Raw genomic sequence first — 19919 nt, 5'->3', positions numbered from 1 at the left:
AATACACGAATCACGAGAAGCGAAACCACCATCATGATGCGCAGCCATTATTGCGGCCAACTGAACGAGAGCCTGGACGGCCAGGAAGTCACCCTTTGCGGCTGGGTCCATCGTCGCCGCGACCACGGCGGGGTGATCTTCCTCGACATCCGTGACCGCGAAGGCATGGCCCAGGTCGTGTTCGACCCTGATCGCGCCGAAACCTTCGCCGCTGCCGACCGTGTGCGCAGCGAATACGTCGTGCAGATCACCGGCAAGGTCCGCAAGCGCCCTGACGGTGCGGTGAATGCCAACATGGCGTCTGGTGCAATCGAGATCCTCGGCTACCAGCTGAACGTGCTCAACGAAGCAGAAACCCCGCCGTTCCCGCTGAACGAATACTCCGACGTCGGCGAGGAAACCCGCCTGCGTTACCGCTTCATCGATCTGCGTCGCCCGGAAATGGCCGACAAGCTGCGCCTGCGCTCGCGCATCACCAGCAGCATTCGTCGCTTCCTCGACGAAAATGGTTTCCTCGACGTCGAAACCCCGATCCTCACCCGTGCTACCCCGGAAGGTGCGCGTGACTACCTGGTGCCAAGCCGTACCCACGCCGGTAGCTTCTTCGCTCTGCCGCAGTCGCCACAGCTGTTCAAGCAGCTGCTGATGGTCGCCGGTTTCGACCGCTACTACCAGATCGCCAAGTGCTTCCGTGACGAGGACCTGCGGGCCGACCGCCAGCCGGAATTCACCCAGATCGACATCGAGACCAGCTTCCTCGATGAAAGCGAGATCATGGGCTTGACCGAAAGCATGATCCGCAAGCTGTTCAAGGAAGTGCTGGACCTGGAGTTCGGCGAATTCCCGCACATGACCTTCGAAGAGGCCATGCGCCGCTATGGCTCCGACAAGCCAGACCTGCGTAACCCGCTGGAACTGGTCGACGTTGCCGACCAGTTGAAGGATGTCGACTTCAAAGTATTCGCCGGCCCGGCCAACGATCCGAAGTGCCGCGTTACCGCCCTGCGTCTGCCAGGCGGTGCGAGCATGCCGCGCAGCAAGATCGACGAGTACACCAAGTTCGTCGGCATTTACGGTGCCAAGGGCCTGGCCTACATCAAGGTCAACGAGCGTGCCAAGGGCGTCGAAGGCCTGCAGTCGCCGATCGTCAAGAACATCCCTGAAGCCAACCTCAACAACATCCTCGACCGCGTGGGTGCTGTAGATGGCGACATCGTGTTCTTCGGCGCCGACAAGTTCAAGGTGGTCAGCGAAGCCCTGGGCGCGCTGCGTATCCGCCTGGGTCACGACTTCGAGCTGCTGACCTGCGAGTGGGCACCGATGTGGGTCGTCGACTTCCCGATGTTCGAAGAGAACGAAGACGGTAGCTTCACCGCGCTGCACCACCCGTTTACCGCGCCCAAGTGCACCCCGGAAGAGCTGGAGGCCAACCCGGCCACGGCCCTGTCCCGTGCCTACGACATGGTCCTGAACGGCACCGAGCTGGGTGGCGGCTCGATCCGTATCCACCGTAAAGAGATGCAACAGGCGGTATTCCGCCTGCTGGGTATCGAGGCAGAAGAACAGGAAGAGAAGTTCGGCTTCCTGCTCGACGCCCTGAAATTCGGCGCACCGCCCCACGGCGGCCTGGCCTTCGGCCTGGACCGCCTGGTCATGCTGATGACCGGCGCCCAGTCGATCCGTGAAGTGATCGCGTTCCCGAAAACCCAGAGCGCTGCATGCGTCATGACCCAGGCCCCTGGCCTGGTCGACGCCAAGGCCCTGCGCGAGCTGCACATCCGACTGCGCGAACAGACCAAGGTCGAGTAAGCAGTCCCCGGGCGCATCCATATGGATGCGCCTTTGCGTTTCGGCGCAGGTATTCTCCCGTCCCGCCCCGTCATGGGGCGGGGCTGTTTGTGATTCAAAGGATTCGGAGTCGTTATGGCTGGTCATTCCAAGTGGGCGAACATCAAGCACCGCAAAGAGCGCCAGGATGCCAAGAGAGGCAAGGTCTTCACCAAGTGGATCCGTGAGCTGACGGTAGCTGCCAAGCAAGGCGGCCCTGACCCGGCATCCAACCCGCGCTTGCGCCTGGCGCTGGACAAGGCGCTGGGCGCCAACATGAGTCGCGACATCATCGACCGCGCCGTGGCCCGTGGCGCTGGCACCAATGAAAGCGACAACGTCGAAGAGCTCAGCTACGAAGGTTACGGCCCCGGTGGCGTGGCGATCATGGTCGAAGCCATGACCGACAACCGCAACCGTACTGCCGCCGCCGTGCGCCATGCCTTTACCAAGTGCGGTGGCAACCTGGGCACCGACGGTTCGGTGGCCTACCTGTTCGAGCGCAAGGGGCAGATCAGCTTTGCCCCGGGCGTTGAAGAAGACGCGTTGATGGAAGCGGCAATGGAGGCCGATGCCGACGACGTGGTGGCCAACGATGACGGCTCGTTCGAGGTGTTCACTTCGTTCAATAGCTTCTATGCCGTGCGTAACGCGCTGGAAGAGGCTGGCTTCAAGGCCGCTGACGCGGAAATCGTCATGCAGCCGACCACCAGCGCCGAACTTGACCAGGACGGTGCGGAAAAGGTGCTCAAGCTGATCGACATGCTCGAAGACCTGGACGACGTGCAGAACGTCTACTCCAACGCCCAGATTTCCGATGAGATCATGGATAACCTCGGCTAAGGTTGTTTCGTTCGCCTTGAGGGTTTATTCGCGGGCAAGCCCGCTCCTACAGGGACTGCGAGGTCTTTGTAGGGGCGGGCTTGCCCGCGAATAGACCGGTGAAATTGGTAAAACTCCGCAGGTGTTATGACTCTGATTCTTGGTATCGACCCCGGTTCGCGCATCACCGGTTACGGTGTGGTCCGTCAGACCGCCCGTGGTTGCGAGTACGTGGCATCGGGTTGTATCCGCACCGGCAGCGGCGAGCTGCACGAGCGGCTGCAGATTGTTTTTCGGGGTGTCAGTGAAATCATCGCCCAGCACGGCCCGGTGACCATGGGTATCGAGCGGGTGTTCATGGCCCGCAACGCCGATTCGGCGCTAAAGCTCGGCCAGGCCCGTGGCGCGGCCATCGTCGCCGCCGCCGAGGCCGGCCTGGAAATCGCCGAATACAGCGCCACCCAGGTCAAGCAGGCCGTGGCCGGCACGGGTGGGGCCACAAGGAGCAGGTGATGATGATGGTCATGCACCTGCTGAAATTGACGCAAAAGCCACAGATCGATGCCTCCGATGCCCTGGCCATCGCCCTGTGCCACGCTCACACCCGTTCCAGCTTGGTACCACATGGCCTGGCCACGGCACGGCGACGCGGCGGGCGCTTGCGTCTGTAGGCGCTTCATGCGCTGATACATATTTTGTTTGGGTGATGCGTTCACCCGCTGCATTTGCTGATAGGGTTGAGCGGTCTTTGACCGGCTCCCCGAGAGGAAGGATCGGAACGTGATTGGACGTTTGCGCGGCACCCTGGCGGAAAAACAGCCGCCGCACCTGATTATCGACGTCAACGGCGTGGGATACGAACTGGAAGTTCCCATGACCACGCTGTACCGTCTGCCCAAGGTGGGCGAAGCCGTCACCGTGCATACCCACCTGGTCGTGCGCGAAGACGCCCACCTGCTCTATGGCTTTGCCGAAAAGCGCGAGCGCGAGTTGTTCCGCGAGCTGATCCGCCTGAACGGCGTGGGGCCGAAGCTGGCCCTGGCGCTGATGTCCGGGCTGGAAGTGGACGAACTGGTGCGCTGCGTGCAAGCCCAGGACACCTCGGCCCTGGTGCGCGTGCCCGGTGTTGGCAAAAAAACCGCCGAACGCTTGCTGGTCGAGCTCAAGGACCGCTTCAAAGCCTGGGAGACGTCACCGGCCATGTTCACCCTGGTGTCCGACGGGCCGTTGCCGGTCGCCAGCGAGTCCAGCGCCGAGGCCGATGCGGTCAGTGCCCTGGTCTCGCTCGGCTACAAGCCGCAGGAAGCCAGCAAGGCAATCGCTGCGATCAAGGACAAGGCCGGCTTGAGCAGTGAAGAACTGATCCGCCGCAGCCTGAAAGGGATGATAACCAAGTGATCGAAGCCGACCGCCTGATCGCCGCCAGTGGCCGCGACCGCGAAGAGGTCCAGGACCGTGCGATTCGCCCGCTGAGCCTGGACGATTATATCGGCCAGCCGGTGGTGCGCGAGCAGATGGCGCTGTTCATCCAGGCGGCGCGTGGCCGCAGCGAGTCGCTCGATCACACGCTGATCTTTGGCCCGCCAGGCCTGGGCAAGACCACCCTGGCCAACATCATCGCCCATGAAATGGGCGTGTCGGTGAAGAGCACCTCGGGGCCTATTCTGGAACGCCCTGGCGACCTGGCAGCCATGCTGACCAACCTCGAGCCGCACGATGTGCTGTTCATCGACGAAATCCATCGGCTGTCGCCGGTCGTCGAAGAGGTGTTGTACCCGGCCATGGAGGATTTCCAGCTCGACATCATGATTGGCGAAGGCCCGGCGGCGCGTTCGATCAAGCTGGACCTGCCACCGTTCACCCTGGTGGGCGCTACCACCCGTGCCGGCATGCTCACCAACCCGTTGCGTGACCGCTTCGGTATCGTCCAGCGCCTGGAGTTCTACAGCGACAAGGACCTGGCCACCATCGTCAGCCGTTCGGCCAACATCCTTGGCCTGGCCATCGAAGACCTCGGCGCCTACGAGATCGCTCGCCGCGCTCGGGGTACGCCGCGTATCGCCAACCGCCTGCTGCGCCGGGTACGCGACTACGCCGAAGTACGCGGCAAGGGCCAGATCACCAAGGCCGTGGCCGACATGGCGCTGAACCTGCTGGACGTGGACGAGCGTGGTTTCGATCATTCCGACCGCCGCCTGCTGTTGACCATGATCGAAAAATTCGATGGCGGCCCGGTGGGCGTGGACAACCTGGCCGCGGCCATCAGCGAAGAGCGTCATACCATCGAGGATGTGCTTGAGCCGTACCTGATCCAGCAGGGCTACATCATGCGTACGCCGCGCGGCCGCGTGGTCACCCGGCATGCCTACCTGCACTTTGGCCTGAATATTCCCGGGCGCTTGGGGGAGGGTGGTGATTTTTCCGAGCCAGGCGATGAATGACAGATCGAAAGCGACTTTTCGTGGTCCTACCGCTGGCATGCCCAAAGTGCGCTGGCAATAAGACATCAATGAAGAAAAAACAGTTGCCACAGCGGATTGGCAAGCTGAGGAGTAAGCACTAGAGTATGCGCGCGCAAAATCAGCTCGAACCGTTCGCACACCGTTGTCGCGTCTATTACGAAGATACCGATGCGGGCGGCGTGGTGTATTACGTCAACTACCTGAAATTCATGGAGCGCGCGCGCACCGAACGCCTGCGGCACCTGGGCTTTTCCCAGTCGCAACTGGCCGAAGACAACCTGCTGTTCGTGGTTCATTCCAGCGAAGCGCGGTATCACGCGCCGGCGCGGCTTGATGACGAACTGCGGGTGACCGCGCAAGTACTTGAACTCAATCGCGCCAGCTTGCGCTTCGTGCAGCAGGTCTGGCGGGAAAAGGATGACACGCTGCTTTGCGAAGGGCAGTTCCTGGTGGCCGCCGTGCGCGCCGACACTTTCAAACCCCAGCCATACCCCCCCAGCTGCGCGAAGCCTTTATGGCGGACGGCTCGGGTAATCAATCGAATGCAGGAGAATAAGCGTGGAAGCTAACGTCGTCGACCATACCTCCATGTGGAGTCTGGTCAGCAATGCCAGCGTGGTGGTACAGCTGGTAATGCTGACCCTGGTGGCCGCCTCGGTCACCTCATGGATCATGATCTTCCAGCGCAGCACCATGCTGCGCGCCGGTCGTCGTGCGCTGGATGCCTTCGAGGAGCGCTTCTGGTCGGGCATCGACCTGTCCAAGCTGTACCGCCAGGCAGGCAGCAACCCAGACCCGGACTCTGGCGTGGAGCAGGTGTTCCGTGCCGGCTTCAAGGAGTTCTCGCGCCTGCGCCAGCAACCGGGCGTTGACCCGGACGCGGTGATGGAAGGCGTTGGCCGTGCCATGCGCGTGGCCATTTCTCGCGAGGAAGAAAAACTCGAACAGAGCCTGCCGTTCCTGGCCACCGTTGGTTCCACCAGCCCGTACATCGGCCTGTTCGGTACCGTATGGGGCATCATGAACTCCTTCCGCGGCCTGGCCAGCGCCCAGCAAGCCACCCTGGCCACAGTCGCCCAGGTATCGCCGAAGCGCTGATCGCCACCGCCATCGGCCTGTTCGCAGCGATCCCGGCGGTCATCGCCTACAACCGTTTCGCCGCGCGCAGTGAAGTGCTGATCGGTCGTTACTACACCTTCGCCGACGAGTTCCAGGCGATCCTGCACCGCAAAGTGCACACCAGCGAAGAGTAATCAGGTAGAAGCCCATGGCCCGAGTTCGCCACAAACGCAAGCCCGTCGCCGAGATGAACGTGGTGCCCTACATCGACGTGATGCTGGTGCTGCTGGTCATCTTCATGGTGACGGCGCCCATGCTCAACCAGGGCGTGAAGGTCGACCTGCCCAAGGTTTCCAGCGAAGCCTTGCCGCAGGACAACAACGTCCAGATCCTCACCATCTCCATCAAGGCCGATAAAACCTACTACTGGAACCTTGGCAGCGAAGTCGATACCGACAAGCAGATGGACAAGGCCATGACCTTGCCTGACATGACCAATGCAGTGACCAAGATCATTGCTGCCGGCCGTGACCAGGGCAAGCAAACCCAGGTGTTCATTCGTGGCGACAAGGCTGTCGACTATGGCGCGGTCATGGGTGCCATGGGCGGGTTGCAGAAGGCCGGTGTCGGTAACGTTGGCCTGATTACCGAGGCGCCCTGATGCAACAGCGAGAGCCATCCGCCTCGGAAAGCTACTTCTGGCCCAGTGTCTGGGCCATCGGCCTGCATGTGCTGGTGTTCGCCCTGCTGTTCGTCAGTTTTGCCATGACGCCTGAGCTGCCGCCTTCCAAGCCGATCGTTCAGGCTACCCTGTACCAGCTCAAGTCCAAGAGCCAGGCGACCACCCAGACCAATCAGAAGATTGCCGGGGAAGCGAAGAAAACCGCTTCGCGCCAGACCGAAGTCGAGCAGTTGGAGCAGAAGAAGGTCGAGCAGGAAGCAGTGAAGGCTGCGGAACAAAAGAAAGCCGACGCTGCTCAAAAGGCCGAGGAGGCCCGCGAAGCCGCCGAGGCGAAAAAAGCCGAAGAAGCTGCCAAGGCCGCAGAAGCCGCCAAGGCTGCCGAAGCCAAGAAAGCTGCCGAAGCCAAGAAGGCCGACGAGGCGAAGAAGGCTGCCGAGAAGCAGCAGGCCGACATCGCCAAGAAGAAGGCCGAGGACGAAGCCAAGAAAAAAGCCGAAGAAGAGGCCAAGAAAGAGGCCGCTGAAGAGGCGAAGAACAAGCCGCCGAGGACGCCAAGAAAAAGGCAGCCGAGGAGGCCAAGAAGAAAGCAGCCGAGGACGCCAAGAAGAAGGCGGCGGCCGAGGACGCTAAGAAGAAGGCAGCTGAAGAGGCCAAGAAAAAGGCCGCTGCAGACGCCCAGAAAAAGAAGGCACAGGAAGCGGCCCGCAAGGCGGCAGAAGACAAGAAAGCCCAGGCCCTGGCCGAGCTGTTGTCCGACACCACCGAGCGGCAGCAGGCGCTGGCCGACGAGCAGGGTGACCAGGTGGCCGGCGACTTCGACGACCTGATCCGCATGCGCGCGGCCGAGGGCTGGGCGCGTCCGCCTTCCGCGCGCAAGGGCATGACGGTGGTCCTGCAGATCAACATGTTGCCGGACGGTACCATCACCAGTGTCAGCGTGGCCCGTTCCAGTGGTGACGGCCCGTATGACAGTTCGGCGGTGGCTGCGGTGAAGAACATTGGTCGTTTGACCGAGATGCAGGGTATGAAGCCGAGCGATTTCAACCAATATCGTTCGTTCAAGATGACATTTACACCTGAGGATCTAGCGTTGTGATTAAACGTCTGAGAGGACTGCTGGTCATGCTGTGCTGCGTGGCAGGCATGGCGGTGGCAGAGGAAAAGAACATCCTGGTCACCAGTGGCAGTGACCGGGCTACACCCATCGCGGTAGTGCCGTTCGGCCTGCAGGGCGGCAGCGTGCTGCCCGAAGACATCGCCGACATCATCGGCAACGACCTGCGCAACTCCGGTTACTACTCGCCGATTCCGCGGCAGAACATGATCAGCCAGCCGTCGCAGGCCAGCGAAGTGATCTTCCGTGACTGGAAAGCGCTGGGTGCCCAGTACGTGATGGTCGGCAGCATCGTGCCGTCGGGCGGTCGCCTGCAGGTGCAGTACGCGCTGTTCAACGTCGCCACCGAGCAGCAAGTGCTGACCGGTAGCGTGGCGGGCAGCACCGACCAGCTGCGCGACATGGCGCACTACATTGCCGACCAGTCGTTCGAGAAGCTCACCGGCATCAAGGGGGCGTTCTCTACCCGCATGCTGTACGTGACGGCCGAGCGCTTCTCCACCAACAACACCCGTTACACCCTGCAGCGTTCGGACTACGACGGTGCGCGTGCGGTAACCCTGCTGCAGTCGCGTGAACCAATCCTGTCGCCGCGCTTTGCGCCGGATGGCAAGCGTATCGCCTACGTTTCGTTCGAGCAGAAGCGCCCGCGTATCTTCATTCAGAACATCGATACCGGTCGCCGCGAGCAGGTGACCAACTTCGAAGGCCTGAACGGCGCGCCAGCCTGGTCGCCGGACGGTTCGCGCCTGGCGTTCGTGCTGTCCAAGGACGGCAACCCGGACATCTACGTGATGAATGTGGCTTCGCGCCAGATCAGCCGTGTGACTGCCGGCCCAGGTATCAATACCGAGCCGTTCTGGGGTAAGGATGGCAACACCCTTTACTTCACTTCCGACCGTGGCGGCAAACCGCAGATCTATAAACAGTCGGTCAGTGGTGGCGGTGCCGAGCGTGTAACGTTCGTGGGTAACTACAACGCCAACCCGAAACTTTCGGCAGACGAAAAGACCCTGGTGATGATCCATCGCCAACAGGGCTTTACCAACTTCAAAGTGGCGGCACAGGACTTGCAGCGCGGAAGTGTAAAGATTCTGTCTGAAACAAGTCTTGATGAGTCTCCCACTGTCGCGCCAAACGGCACCATGCTAATCTACGCCACCCGCCAGCAGGGCCGGGGAGTCTTGATGCTCGTGTCGCTTAATGGCCGCGTGAGGCTCCCACTTCCTACCGCTCAAGGCGAAGTCAGAGAACCGTCCTGGTCCCCTTACCTGAACTGATTGCGGCGTAATACGTTTTGCTTAACACACTGGGGTTTCATTAGGAGTTTCACGATGGAAATGCTGAAGTTTGGTAAATTTGCTGCGCTGGCTCTGGCCATGGCTGTAGCTGTAGGTTGCTCCTCGAAGGGCGGTGATAACGCAGGCGAAGGCGCTGCTGTAGATCCTAACGCTGGCTACGGTGCCAACACTGGCGCTGTTGACGGTTCCCTGAGCGAAGAAGCCGCCCTGCGCGCAATCACCACCTTCTACTTCGAATACGACAGCTCGGACCTGAAGCCAGAAGCCATGCGCGCTCTGGACGTTCACGCCAAGGACCTGAAGTCCAACGGCAACCGCGTTGTTCTGGAAGGCAACACCGACGAGCGCGGCACCCGCGAGTACAACATGGCTCTGGGTGAGCGTCGTGCGAAAGCCGTTCAGCGCTACCTGGTTCTGCAGGGCGTTTCCCCTGCTCAGCTGGAACTGGTTTCCTACGGCGAAGAGCGTCCAGTTGCCACCGGCAACGACGAGCAGTCCTGGGCTCAGAACCGTCGCGTAGAACTGCGTAAGTAAGTTCTTATGCGTATGTGCCGCCGTGTAGTAACCGTCCTCGCACTCAGCCTGCCGCTCGCGGCCTGGGCTGAGGTCCCTGTAGTAGATGACAACGCAGGCAGCTATCCGCCTGCGGGTTATGGCACGAGCGGCGCCTATGCCGGGTCAGGGGCTTCGGCCCCTGCCTCTGCACAGGGCCAGCTGTTCATGCAGCTGCAACAGATGCAGGATCAGCTTTCCCGCCAGCAAGGCATCATCGAAGAGCTGCAAAACGATGTGTCGCGCATGAAGCAGGAAAACCTGGAGCGTTACCAGGACCTGGACCGTCGCATCAACAGTGGCGCTGCGCCTGCCGCAACCCCTGACAATTCCACCGGTGGTGGTGCGTCCAATGCCGCCCCGGATGCAGCAGCAGGTGCTGCTGCGCAACAACCGGCCGCCAGTAGCGAGCCCGGTGATCCGGCGAAAGAAAAGCTTTACTACGATGCTGCTTTCGACCTGATCAAACAGAAAGACTTCGACAAGGCCAGCCAGGCGTTCAACGCATTCCTGCGCAAGTACCCAAACAGCCAGTACGCCGGCAACGCGCAGTACTGGTTGGGTGAAGTGAACCTGGCCAAGGGTGACCTGCCAGGCGCAAGCCAGGCCTTCGCTCAAGTAAGTCAGAAGTATCCGAAGCACAGCAAGGTGCCCGATTCACTGTACAAACTGGCCGATGTCGAGCGCCGTATGGGGCATACCGACAAGGTCAAGGGCATCCTGCAGCAGGTTATTACCCAGTACCCCGGCACCTCGGCCGCGCAACTGGCTCAGCGTGACCTGCAGAAGCTCTGAGTGTCGTAGTTGCACCGCTCTCAAGAAACCCGCGCCAGTCGCGGGTTTTTTCGTTAGAATCACTGCCCTTTTTTCGTAAACACGCTGCTGCGGATAACGCTATGTCGAGTCCGCAACAGTGCCTGAGGAGGCGGGCAGCCTGTTTAGCTGTCACGCCCGTGGCGAGCATGCAAGACACATTACGCATCACCGAAGTCTTTTACTCTTTGCAGGGTGAAACGCGAACGGCTGGGTTGCCCACCGTATTCGTGCGCCTCACAGGTTGCCCCTGCGCTGCCAGTACTGCGACAGTGCCTATGCCTTCAGTGGCGGTACCCTTCGCACCCTCGATTCGATCCTTGAGCAGGTGGCCGGTTTCAAACCGCGCTACGTCTGTGTCACCGGTGGTGAGCCATTGGCCCAGCCCAACGCCCTGCCGTTACTGCAGCGGCTGTGTGATGCCGGGTACGAAGTGTCGCTGGAAACCAGCGGTGCGTTGGACATTACCGGTACCGACACCCGCGTCAGCCGTGTGGTCGACCTGAAAACCCCAGGTTCCGAAGAATCGCACCGTAACCGCTACGAGAACATCGAGCAGCTGACCCGTAACGACCAGGTCAAGTTCGTCATCTGTTCCCGCGAGGACTACGACTGGGCAGTTTCCAAGCTGATCCAGTACAACCTTTCCGAGCGTGCGGGTGAGGTGTTGTTCTCGCCGAGCCACCACCAGGTGAAAGCCAGCGACCTGGCGGACTGGATCGTTGCCGACAACCTGCCCGTGCGCTTCCAGCTGCAGCTGCACAAGCTGCTGTGGAACGACGAACCCGGACGTTGATTGAGGAGCACCTACACATGATCGATAAACGCGCAGTAATCCTGTTGTCCGGGGGCCTGGACTCGGCCACCGTAGTTGCCATGGCCAAGGCCGAAGGCTACAGCTGCTACACCATGAGCTTCGATTACGGCCAGCGCCATCGTGCCGAGTTGAATGCCGCTGCCCGCGTGGCCCGTGACCTGGGAGTGGTGGAGCACAAGGTGATCGGGCTGAACCTTGACGGCATTGGCGGTTCGGCGTTGACCGACAGCAACATCGATGTGCCGGAAGCCCCAAGTGAGGGCATCCCGGTCACTTATGTGCCAGCGCGCAACACCGTGTTCCTTTCGCTTGCCCTGGGCTGGGCCGAAGTGTTGGAGGCGCGTGATATTTTCATTGGCGTCAATGCCGTGGATTACTCCGGCTACCCGGATTGCCGCCCCGAGTTCGTCGAAGCCTTCGAGCGCATGGCAAACCTGGCGACCAAAGCCGGTGTAGAGGGGCAGGGTTTCCGCATCCAGGCGCCGCTGCAGAACATGAGCAAGGCGCAGATCGTGCAGGCCGGTATGGCCCGCGGTGTGGATTACAGCCTGACCGTTTCCTGCTACCAGGCCGATGATGACGGCCGTGCCTGTGGCAAATGCGACAGCTGCCGCCTGCGCGCCGACGGCTTCAAGGCCGCCGGTGTCGAAGACCCAACGCGGTATTTTTCAAAGGTTTTTTGATGGGGTGTTGATTTCTCGTTAGAAATCAGTATTATACGCGCCATCAAATGGGTCGTTAGCTCAGTTGGTAGAGCAGTTGGCTTTTAACCAATTGGTCGTAGGTTCGAATCCTACACGACCCACCATTATTCACAGCGGTTCGTGAGTGCTGAGAGGGGGCTTGCCACAGCCATGTCTAGTCTTGCAGCCGTCTGGAGCGAACCTTAGGCTCGCTTCGGCGTGATGTCAATATGGAATAGCCCGCCACTTATGGCGGGCTTTTTCGTTCCTGGGCCAAAAAACTCAATGACTTAGGGGATTTGCGGGCTGCTCACCTCCGCGAAACCTCGCTTCGCGACGTCTCCAAAACACGCGCAGCCAAAGGCATGGCGCCAGTTTCCTAGCACCAGTGACCTGGAACAGTTATGTGCTATCTGCCCTGCTTCAGCTAACCATGTAGTGGCTCATTGCCATTCGTCGGTTCAGAACTTCGGGGAGGCACGGGCGTTGTACACAGTGCCTGCGACAGCAGAATGAGATCGAGCAAAAGGTGTAGACCCTGTTGTCGATGCCATCAGGCTGAACAGAAGGCTTGGTTGAAAGAGATCTTCGGGCGGTAGCAAAGCACTGGCACAGCTCTGCCTGAACTCAATCAGCAGACGTTCTGGTGCCGAGCAGCCACCTCCTTGATCATCTTCTTCGATCGTTATTCGTCGACCAGGCTCTGTGCGGGTACCGCTTTCACCAGGACGCGAATTTGGTGCACTACATTCATCCACCCGACGTACAAGCCTCAATGCCCCCTGCTGCATGCTGCGCTCGTGCAGTACGTCTCGCATGTGGTCATAGTCGGCTTCGATGTAGCTCATAGTGGTTGCGATGTTCGAATGGTTCAGCAGGTTCTTGGTCAGGTGGATGTTTCTTTCCGGCTGCTTCATCAGATCGGTTGCAAGCGTGTGCCTGAACCGGTGCGGAGTCATCCGCACCCCGAGCCTGATGATCAGCTTCTTGTACATCGCCTCGACCTGGTCCGAGTTCATTTCATGCCGCTTGTAATGGCGGGAGAAACGATTGACGTTGAACAGCTGGTCATCGGCGGCAAAGCCCGCTCGACGAGCTTCATCGACGAGGCGCTGAATGTGCGGCGCTAGCCCATCCATGATGGGAATGCGAAACTCGCGGTGTGTTTTTTCGGTTTCGCCGCGGACGAGAACCAGCCGTCGATCCCAGTCCACATCCTTGAGCCGGATGCATAGCAGTGCATTCAGCCGTATGCCGGTGTAGTAGAACATCTCGAAAGTTGCCAGCCAGAACCACGCTGGTGTGATTCTGGCCCGGTCCCCAGTCGACTCCTCCTGGTCAGCAAGACTTCTGAGCCACCGCCTTGCACGGACGATCGCTTCGCCGGCAATGATTTTGCTCTGTCGCTTCGGTGCAATTACCGTCGTCTTCTTGAATGGGTTCACATCGGTGTTGGGAAGAATCCCGTACTCGATGCCGTACCCCCATATTGTTCGGAGGTGATTGGAGTAAGTGTTCCAGCTGCGCTTCGACAGACCTCCTTCAATCAGCTTGTTCCTTAAGGCAAGGACGTCCCGTCGATCGATGGTCTCCACATCAACAGCGTTACCGAAGTTCTTTTCCAGCTTCTTCATTGCCGCGCCGTAGATTTTCGCGCTGGCAGGCCGGAGGTCGTGATCGACGAGGTATTCCCGGAGCAATTTCTGGGGCGTCATTCAGCGGCCCCTTCCGTCACTCGTCGCAAGCTTGGGTTGTTCAGGGGCTGCTCAGCAAAGATCAGCTTCGGATCAAGAAGCAAGTAGCCCCTCAGCTGCGTGGTCTTCCGTGGGCCTACTACATCGTAGGTCCAGATGTTCAGCTGCTTGCTGGTTTTCTGGTGGCTCTTCTCTTTCTCAAATGCGCGTTGTACATGCTGCCAGGCCGCTGTCCCCGGTTTACCGACGATCCTCTCAAGCTCCGGGTGCTCAAGCACATATCGCTTGAAGATCCCAGGGGTAACGAGCATTGCTGTGTCGTCGACGGTGTGAATCAGGGCCTTGGTATCGTTGATGATCAATTTGTGGGAGGCGACCCCGGCTTTGAGCCAGGCGATGAAAGCTCCTCCCAGCGAACTACTCGTAGGCATGGTGGTGACATCTTTTATTGCAGCATTCCTTGCTGTGGCTGCTAGAGAATCGTCAGCCGGCTCTACCTCTTCGAGTCCTTGCTGAGGAGGGGAGGCGGCTGCTGAGCCTGGGCTAGCACTTAGCTCTTCTGATGGCGCAGTGATATTACTATACAGTGACAGTAATTCTTCGCGCTCAGATGATCGGATCCCTTCGGTTGGAGTTGGCTGGACTAGGGCTCGAGGTCGTGCCGGCGGTTGAGTTGCATCGCCCGAGGGGGCGACTGGCTCATCCGGTACCGCACAGACGGTTTCCGCACTGGTGCCCGCCTGCGCGACTGTCTCCGGTTCCTGGTCCAGGGTGAGGCTGCCACCGTATAGAGGGGGGCGTTCGTCCGGATTCGGCCAGACGAGTACCGGCGAGACCTTTAAGAAGGTGAAGCTGTTCTTCCAACCGCGGCCGTTATCGATGGTGGCTTTCCAGATCGCCTTATCCTGGGCATTGGTCTGGATGATTGCCTGGTCCTGCAGCATGTTGAAGAACGGAGCATTGGAGGTTGGCACTCCCTCAATACCCTGGGTCAGCAAGTATGCCCGGAGCTGGTCTGCTGCTGGCTTACTCACCAGCCAAAGCGCATCTTGCGTCAGCCAACCATCTGCCGGTCCATCTGGCTGATTGAGCTTGAGTTTTTCTCGCACCAGGAATCGCAGACCGTCGGCCAGTTGTCGCTGCAGCGATTGCTTTGGGGCCGCCAGCGCGCGTTCAGGATTGCCTCCCAGTTGCTGGGCAACGGAAGCTTTATCCGCCTGGATCACCATTTCGCCGAGGATGCCGGCGTGCTCGTACTGGCCGGCGAGAAGGTAGATCAGTTGCTTCCATAATTCAGGGAAACCGCTGAGCCAGTCCAGGATTCCGGTGTCCAGGACTTGCATGTACACAAGAGCTGAAGCAGCCCCGTGCAGTTGGTACTCCCTACCTTTCACATACTTGAACCGGTAGGGGCGGTTGATCGGGCCGTGCCATGGGTGCCATGCGCGGCCATCTTCGAGCTCGACGCGGAGGTCAACAGCGATCTTCCCCAAGTCGTGTAGCAACGCGCCGTAGGCGGCCGCTGCAGTCCAGGCTTCTGCTTGAGCGGATTGGGACTCCGGTGGAGCGCCTATTGGCAGAAGGTGCGTCTGCCGGATCTTTAGGGCATAGGCCACGATCTCCAGGCCGTGGTCCAGGAGTCCGCCAAGGTGGGCATGGTGATGGTTTTCAGAGGCAGGGAGCAGCTGCACCAGCTCAGCGTAGCGCTCGAGCGGTTTAAGGTAGAGGGTATTGAACTGAGCTCGTGAGAGCGAAGCCCGGCGCCAGATGTTCTCCAGGAGCTGCTGACGGAGTGGGCTCTGCAGGAGAGCAGTAGCCTTCGCCGGCAGATGGAAGCCCTGTGGTGAGGCTTCTGGTGTTGGTTTAGCCGGTTTGCGGCTCAACCAGGAGAGGAGTTGCATAGGGTGCTCCATGGGGTGTGCATGGAGCGGGCTTTTCTCTTAATGCCAAGATGGCATCAACGGTAAAGCGAATTCCGAGGGGAACGGATTTCTTGGCAGATGGCCATCATTCGGGAGGGTAGAGGGTCACGTTGTCCCCTCTACGACGATGGTGTGCCCGGAGCTACCCAGCCCAAATTCGTTTCTTGAGCCATTAAACGTTCCAGATGGTGTGTTAAAAGTGAAATTTTCAAATATTACGTATTGATAGACGTTGAAGCCCGAACCGTAAAGGCCATCCTTTCCTCTTGGATACTCTTTGAATTGAACATTGTTGTACTCGGGTTTCAGTAGGCTAACAAATGCTTTTTCGGCATCTGCTATAGTGCGCGAGCTATTAATATCCAAAACCATGTCATCCATTTCATCCTCAGGCGCCCATGTCTGAATAATAAGTGGATCAATGTCGAAGAAGAATAATACGATTTCGTCTGAAACTCGATTCGATGGGGTTGGGTAGCGAATCTGTTCTTCTGTAAGGATCTCAACACGACCTTGATGAGCTTTATTTAGCAGTCGCTCGAAACTATCCTGCTTGTTTGCTATCCCAACATAAAGTAGGTCGTAGTTGCAAACAATGGCGTGATTGTTGAATCCTTGTAAGTTTGGGTTCCCCCTAGATTTTTCCCAGTATACTGAATCGGGGGTATACCAGGTGTGTGAGTGCATCTTCTCACCAGGACCTGGACGGTTGTGTCCGATCTGAATTATTTGGTCGTCCCAGGCCGCATGTACCGCTCCCCCAAGGGGTACATTTGCTTGCAGATTAATATAGCCCCAGTCAACTGTCTCTCCTGCTAACTTAATTTCTATCCGGGCAATGTCATTTACTGTGTCGACGATTCGTACATCGCCAAACTCTGTCCGTGGCCTAGCCCCGATCATGTATAACTTGCTACGTTTAAGCTTTGCGGCGAAAGCTGCATTTGCTTCGTCTCTAAAGTCCTTGCTCATGCTGTTTATGAACGGGGGGTGTACCGTCGCAAGGCGGACCATTTTCCCTAAGAAACTCATCGACTAACTCCTTGACGCCCTTTCAGTTTTTGGGCCCTTTCAGGTAAGGCTTTTACCCTTGTGATCCATTCCATTATCCATTCAAGCCCATTTTCTGTTGAGCCATTTACCCTTTACTGCTGATGCAGGTGTTTCAAATTCTGTGCGACCTCCATAGCATCGTGGAGGACTCGTAGTATCTCAACGATTTGATCTGTCCCAGCTCGGTAGAACACGATATGTCGAGGTCTAATCACGCGGCCGTCAGTCATCTGCAGCACGTTGAATGACAGATGCAGGCTACGAAGGCCCGGGGAAAGCTCATCACGCATTTTGCTGTCTACCGGCGTCGGCTGTTCAGCTAGGGCGAGGAACGTCTGCTGTAGCAGGTCTTGATACCGACTCCTGACGGACTGACCGAGCCTCACCTCAGTGAAGCGAAGCGTATCGGCGATGTCGATGCATGCCTGGGGGGACATGCGAACCATGGCCCTACTCATGCTTTTCGCCCGCCAGTCTTCCAAGATTATTGAGGTAGGCTGCCAGATTGGCCGGATCGATTTCATCGTATTGGCCTGCTTCGACCTGCATGATGCCCACTGATGTTGCGTTGCGCAGCGCTTCGAGTCTGGCTGCCTCAGCTGCTTCATGCTCAAGCAGCATCCGGATGCCTGCACGCACGACCTCGCTGAAGTTCTGGTAACGACCCGTGCTGACTAGGTCATCAATGGACTGCTCCATTGGCTGTGGAACGACGACATTGTGGGTGGCCATGGATGTGAACCTGATGAGTGGTGATGGCGTTTTATGCCATACCCCTTGCGAAAATGCCAAAGCTGTCGTATATCTGATGGCAAGATGCTCTCATAGGGCAAGGAGATTGAATCATGACTGCAGCCGCCAAACACTCGATTGCCTTCCGCTTAGGCCGGGCCCTGGGAGGTGTGGCGCGCTTCTGCATGCATGACTTGAATCCGACAGTCCGTTGGGTTAAGCGGGTAGTCCTCGCCATGGTAATTGCGCTCATTTTAGCCAACTCGATAAGCTGGCTTATGTCGGTGCTGCTGACGGTCATTTCACTTGCTCTCGGCCTGTACGCACTTTCCAAAGCTGACCTGGATAAGGTTGATATGTTCTCCGAGGATAAAGAAGCCCCCTATGGTCGGGACGGAGTTATGGGCTGCCCTCTCAATATGTGGGGCGAGCGTACTGACGGTCTTGATCGGGATCTTCCTTGAAAAGCTTGGTCTCAGTAAAGGACCAAGCTTTTATCAACGCTACTGCCCACCGATTGACTTCACTGCCTTCTGAGCCATTTGTCCCCCTTCGCTGCCAGCTTTTCCTACAGCGTCGGTTCCTTTGGTTAGACCGTTAAGGATCGTCCCTGTTTGCACTCCAGCCCAGCCGAGAGCAACTATCCAGAAGGTCGGGAGGATGATGAACATCGAACCCATGACGAAGTTCAGAATCGCGTCTTGAGTGGTGGTGTTCAAGCCCATCACTGGATCAAAGGATAGGTGTGGTGAGCCCGAACCATACAAAACGTCGATGATTGTGCTGTCGACCCATCTTGCCAGTTGGAACCAAAAGTCTACAAATATTAACGCGAACATTGTTACTGACATGGTCATGGCAACTTTCAGTTGATACGCACCGATTATCAGCACCAGTGGAATGCTGATGACCATGGCCATCTTGAGGAAGGCCACTACCATCGGTAAGGCTTGGCGCACCATGTCCATCGCCGGGAAGAAGGCCAGCGACCCGACGGCGACCCCCAATGTTCCGCCTGCACGTGCAAGGCCGTTCCAGACGGTTCCATCGACCTGTCCACCATAATCGGTGTAGACGTCGCCGTTGACCTGGCTAGAAGGCGACACGAGCTGGCGAATCATCGAGTCGGTGACTTCCTCCTGGGACAGCCACTTTGCCCACCCGAGGAACTGGTTCAGCAAACTAGGATCGACTTGGGCTTTCAGTCGGTCCCGCAGGCCGATGTTCCCGTCAGACCACCACTGTTTGCAAGTGGGATACCCACCACCACCGGTAACCTGGGGCATGCCATCATCTCGTTTCGTGTCATACGGCCAGGATGTACGGGGTGTTCTGGAGTAATCCGTGTCGTAGTAACCAGCCGTGTTCAGCAGGTAGTGGGACCCGATCCAGTTCAGGTCCTGTAGGGCCTTCTGGTCTTTGGCGATCGACCCAATGTCGGGCTGACGCATGAACAGGCGCGCGCGGGAAGGGCCGAAGCAATCATGGGTGAAGTCTGCCACCTCCTGCGCGAGCAGAGGATTGCCGATCCTCATCGCGTCGACCTCCATGCGCATTTGCCTGAGATCTGTACCGCAGGGGATTGCTGCAACAGCGCCGCTATTCAACCCCTTGGACAGCGCGTGTACGAGCGCCCACCACACCGGCACCTTCGCGCTCTTGCCGGCCAACGAGCTGAAGGTGGTGTTCCAGCCTGTCTCCGAGGGCGCCGGCGTCAGTACCTGGCACTGCTTCCCTCGCGCCTGGTCGAACTGCAGAGTGTCAAATCCCACGGAGATGGCTGGCACAGCACACAGTGAAACAACCACATACCCAACGTACAGCTGGGTTTCAATGCGAGCCAGGGACAGCACCCCCTTGTTGCCCTCGTCAGCGCCTTCTCCTCGGACTTTGATCCACTCACGGGCCACGATGATGATAAAGGGCAGGGCGAAAAGGCCCGTGTCCGAAATCATGTCCCAGATCCCGTTGTTGATGATCCACCCTACCAGGGTGAGGTAATACTCGAGGTAGTCGTTCGTATAGAGCGTCATAGGACCTCCGACCAGGTGATTGGCGCCTTCGAGATCTCGATGATCACGAACAACAGGAGTACCAGGAACTCGATCCGCTGAACCCCCTTGGACGACTGATCTTCGTCGCTCCCAGGCAGACGCGCCTTGAGCTTCACCCACGCGAAGACGATGCTGCCATAGAGGGCGAGTCGCCATAGCAACAGTGGCAGGTAATTGCCCTCACGCCACTTCAACCAGGTGTCGAACACGCCCAGATGATTGACCGCGATGACGCCGAGCAACACGCTCAGCAACAGCATCACCACGCTCAATAACACGCCTCCCAGGAGGACTTTGAGGGGGTGGGCTTTTTTCTCGACATCTTCCGCCAT

18 protein-coding genes, 1 tRNA gene and 4 pseudogenes are annotated in these 19919 nt (G+C 58.7%); 16 read left to right on the top strand and 7 right to left on the bottom strand.

What is annotated here, in order from left to right; translation table 11 throughout:
* Positions 1-33: 33 nt before the first annotated feature.
* The 15 genes and pseudogenes from aspS to AB5975_03335 all read left to right on the top strand — a co-directional run bounded on the left by aspS (position 34) and on the right by AB5975_03335 (position 12257).
* Positions 34-1809: an aspartate--tRNA ligase gene (gene aspS, locus AB5975_03405; protein ID XDR20986.1), complete on the top strand. Its 1776-nt coding sequence runs from the start codon at positions 34-36 to the stop codon at positions 1807-1809.
* A 114-nt stretch (positions 1810-1923) separates the two neighbouring features.
* Positions 1924-2670, top strand: a complete 747-nt coding sequence (locus tag AB5975_03400) for a YebC/PmpR family DNA-binding transcriptional regulator (protein ID XDR20985.1) — start codon at positions 1924-1926, stop codon at positions 2668-2670.
* A 126-nt stretch (positions 2671-2796) separates the two neighbouring features.
* A pseudogene (ruvC, locus tag AB5975_03395) lies at positions 2797-3320 on the top strand (crossover junction endodeoxyribonuclease RuvC).
* Between the two features lie 109 nt (positions 3321-3429).
* Positions 3430-4047, top strand: a complete 618-nt coding sequence (gene ruvA / locus AB5975_03390; GenBank protein XDR20984.1) for a Holliday junction branch migration protein RuvA — start codon at positions 3430-3432, stop codon at positions 4045-4047.
* Entirely contained in the window at positions 4044-5090 is a 1047-nt protein-coding gene (ruvB, locus tag AB5975_03385) for a Holliday junction branch migration DNA helicase RuvB (GenBank protein XDR20983.1), read from the top strand. Before ruvA ends, ruvB begins: the two co-directional genes overlap by 4 nt.
* A 125-nt stretch (positions 5091-5215) precedes the next feature.
* The gene (gene ybgC, locus AB5975_03380; protein ID XDR20982.1) at positions 5216-5680 is read left to right on the top strand and encodes a tol-pal system-associated acyl-CoA thioesterase; all 465 of its coding nucleotides are present in this window, start codon (positions 5216-5218) and stop codon (positions 5678-5680) included.
* Positions 5670-6364: pseudogene (gene tolQ, locus AB5975_03375) on the top strand (protein TolQ). Before ybgC ends, tolQ begins: the two are co-directional and overlap by 11 nt.
* A gap of 14 nt (positions 6365-6378) precedes the next feature.
* The gene (gene tolR / locus AB5975_03370; protein ID XDR20981.1) at positions 6379-6831 is read left to right on the top strand and encodes a protein TolR; all 453 of its coding nucleotides are present in this window, start codon (positions 6379-6381) and stop codon (positions 6829-6831) included.
* Positions 6831-7948: pseudogene (tolA, locus tag AB5975_03365) on the top strand (cell envelope integrity protein TolA). The gene tolR and the pseudogene tolA overlap by 1 nt, the downstream one beginning before the upstream one ends.
* A gap of 26 nt (positions 7949-7974) precedes the next feature.
* Positions 7975-9246, top strand: coding sequence for a Tol-Pal system beta propeller repeat protein TolB (tolB, locus tag AB5975_03360; GenBank protein ID XDR22913.1), 1272 nt, complete (start codon positions 7975-7977; stop codon positions 9244-9246).
* Between the two features lie 54 nt (positions 9247-9300).
* Complete coding sequence (gene pal, locus AB5975_03355) at positions 9301-9801, top strand: peptidoglycan-associated lipoprotein Pal (protein XDR20980.1); 501 nt, start codon at positions 9301-9303, stop codon at positions 9799-9801.
* A gap of 6 nt (positions 9802-9807) precedes the next feature.
* A complete protein-coding gene (ybgF, locus tag AB5975_03350) occupies positions 9808-10614 on the top strand; it encodes a tol-pal system protein YbgF (GenBank protein ID XDR20979.1) in 807 nt (268 codons plus the stop codon).
* A 167-nt stretch (positions 10615-10781) separates the two neighbouring features.
* A pseudogene (gene queE / locus AB5975_03345) lies at positions 10782-11428 on the top strand (7-carboxy-7-deazaguanine synthase QueE).
* Positions 11428-12132: a 7-cyano-7-deazaguanine synthase QueC gene (queC, locus tag AB5975_03340; GenBank protein XDR22912.1), complete on the top strand. Its 705-nt coding sequence runs from the start codon at positions 11428-11430 to the stop codon at positions 12130-12132. Before queE ends, queC begins: the two are co-directional and overlap by 1 nt.
* 49 nt (positions 12133-12181) lie before the next feature.
* Positions 12182-12257: transfer RNA gene (locus AB5975_03335), tRNA-Lys, on the top strand.
* Between the two features lie 336 nt (positions 12258-12593).
* On the opposite strand, the gene xerC is transcribed toward AB5975_03335, so the two are convergent.
* The 5 genes from xerC to AB5975_03310 all read right to left on the bottom strand — a co-directional run bounded on the left by xerC (position 12594) and on the right by AB5975_03310 (position 17533).
* Complete coding sequence (gene xerC / locus AB5975_03330; GenBank protein ID XDR20978.1) at positions 12594-13847, bottom strand: tyrosine recombinase XerC; 1254 nt, start codon at positions 13845-13847, stop codon at positions 12594-12596.
* A complete protein-coding gene (gene mobH, locus AB5975_03325; GenBank protein XDR20977.1) occupies positions 13844-15739 on the bottom strand; it encodes a MobH family relaxase in 1896 nt (631 codons plus the stop codon). The genes xerC and mobH overlap by 4 nt, the downstream gene beginning before the upstream one ends.
* A 114-nt stretch (positions 15740-15853) precedes the next feature.
* Positions 15854-16780: a hypothetical protein gene (locus tag AB5975_03320; GenBank protein XDR20976.1), complete on the bottom strand. Its 927-nt coding sequence runs from the start codon at positions 16778-16780 to the stop codon at positions 15854-15856.
* A gap of 113 nt (positions 16781-16893) precedes the next feature.
* Complete coding sequence (locus AB5975_03315; GenBank protein XDR22911.1) at positions 16894-17238, bottom strand: type II toxin-antitoxin system RelE/ParE family toxin; 345 nt, start codon at positions 17236-17238, stop codon at positions 16894-16896.
* 13 nt (positions 17239-17251) lie between these two features.
* Positions 17252-17533, bottom strand: a complete 282-nt coding sequence (locus tag AB5975_03310) for a type II toxin-antitoxin system ParD family antitoxin (protein XDR20975.1) — start codon at positions 17531-17533, stop codon at positions 17252-17254.
* Between the two features lie 113 nt (positions 17534-17646).
* On the opposite strand from AB5975_03310, the gene AB5975_03305 reads away from it, so the two are divergent.
* Positions 17647-17997: a hypothetical protein gene (locus tag AB5975_03305; GenBank protein ID XDR20974.1), complete on the top strand. Its 351-nt coding sequence runs from the start codon at positions 17647-17649 to the stop codon at positions 17995-17997.
* A gap of 39 nt (positions 17998-18036) precedes the next feature.
* Here AB5975_03305 and AB5975_03300 read toward each other — a convergent pair whose 3' ends face one another.
* Positions 18037-19566, bottom strand: a complete 1530-nt coding sequence (locus AB5975_03300; protein XDR20973.1) for a conjugal transfer protein TraG N-terminal domain-containing protein — start codon at positions 19564-19566, stop codon at positions 18037-18039.
* On the bottom strand, positions 19563-19919 hold the full coding sequence (locus tag AB5975_03295) for a hypothetical protein (protein XDR20972.1): 357 nt from the start codon (positions 19917-19919) through the stop codon (positions 19563-19565). The genes AB5975_03300 and AB5975_03295 overlap by 4 nt, the downstream gene beginning before the upstream one ends.

This window comes from Pseudomonas putida, assembly GCA_041071465.1.
GTDB lineage: Bacteria > Pseudomonadota > Gammaproteobacteria > Pseudomonadales > Pseudomonadaceae > Aquipseudomonas > Aquipseudomonas putida_P.
The sequence above is the reverse complement of the archived record's forward strand: the minus strand, read 5'-3'. Positions and strand labels throughout refer to the sequence as shown.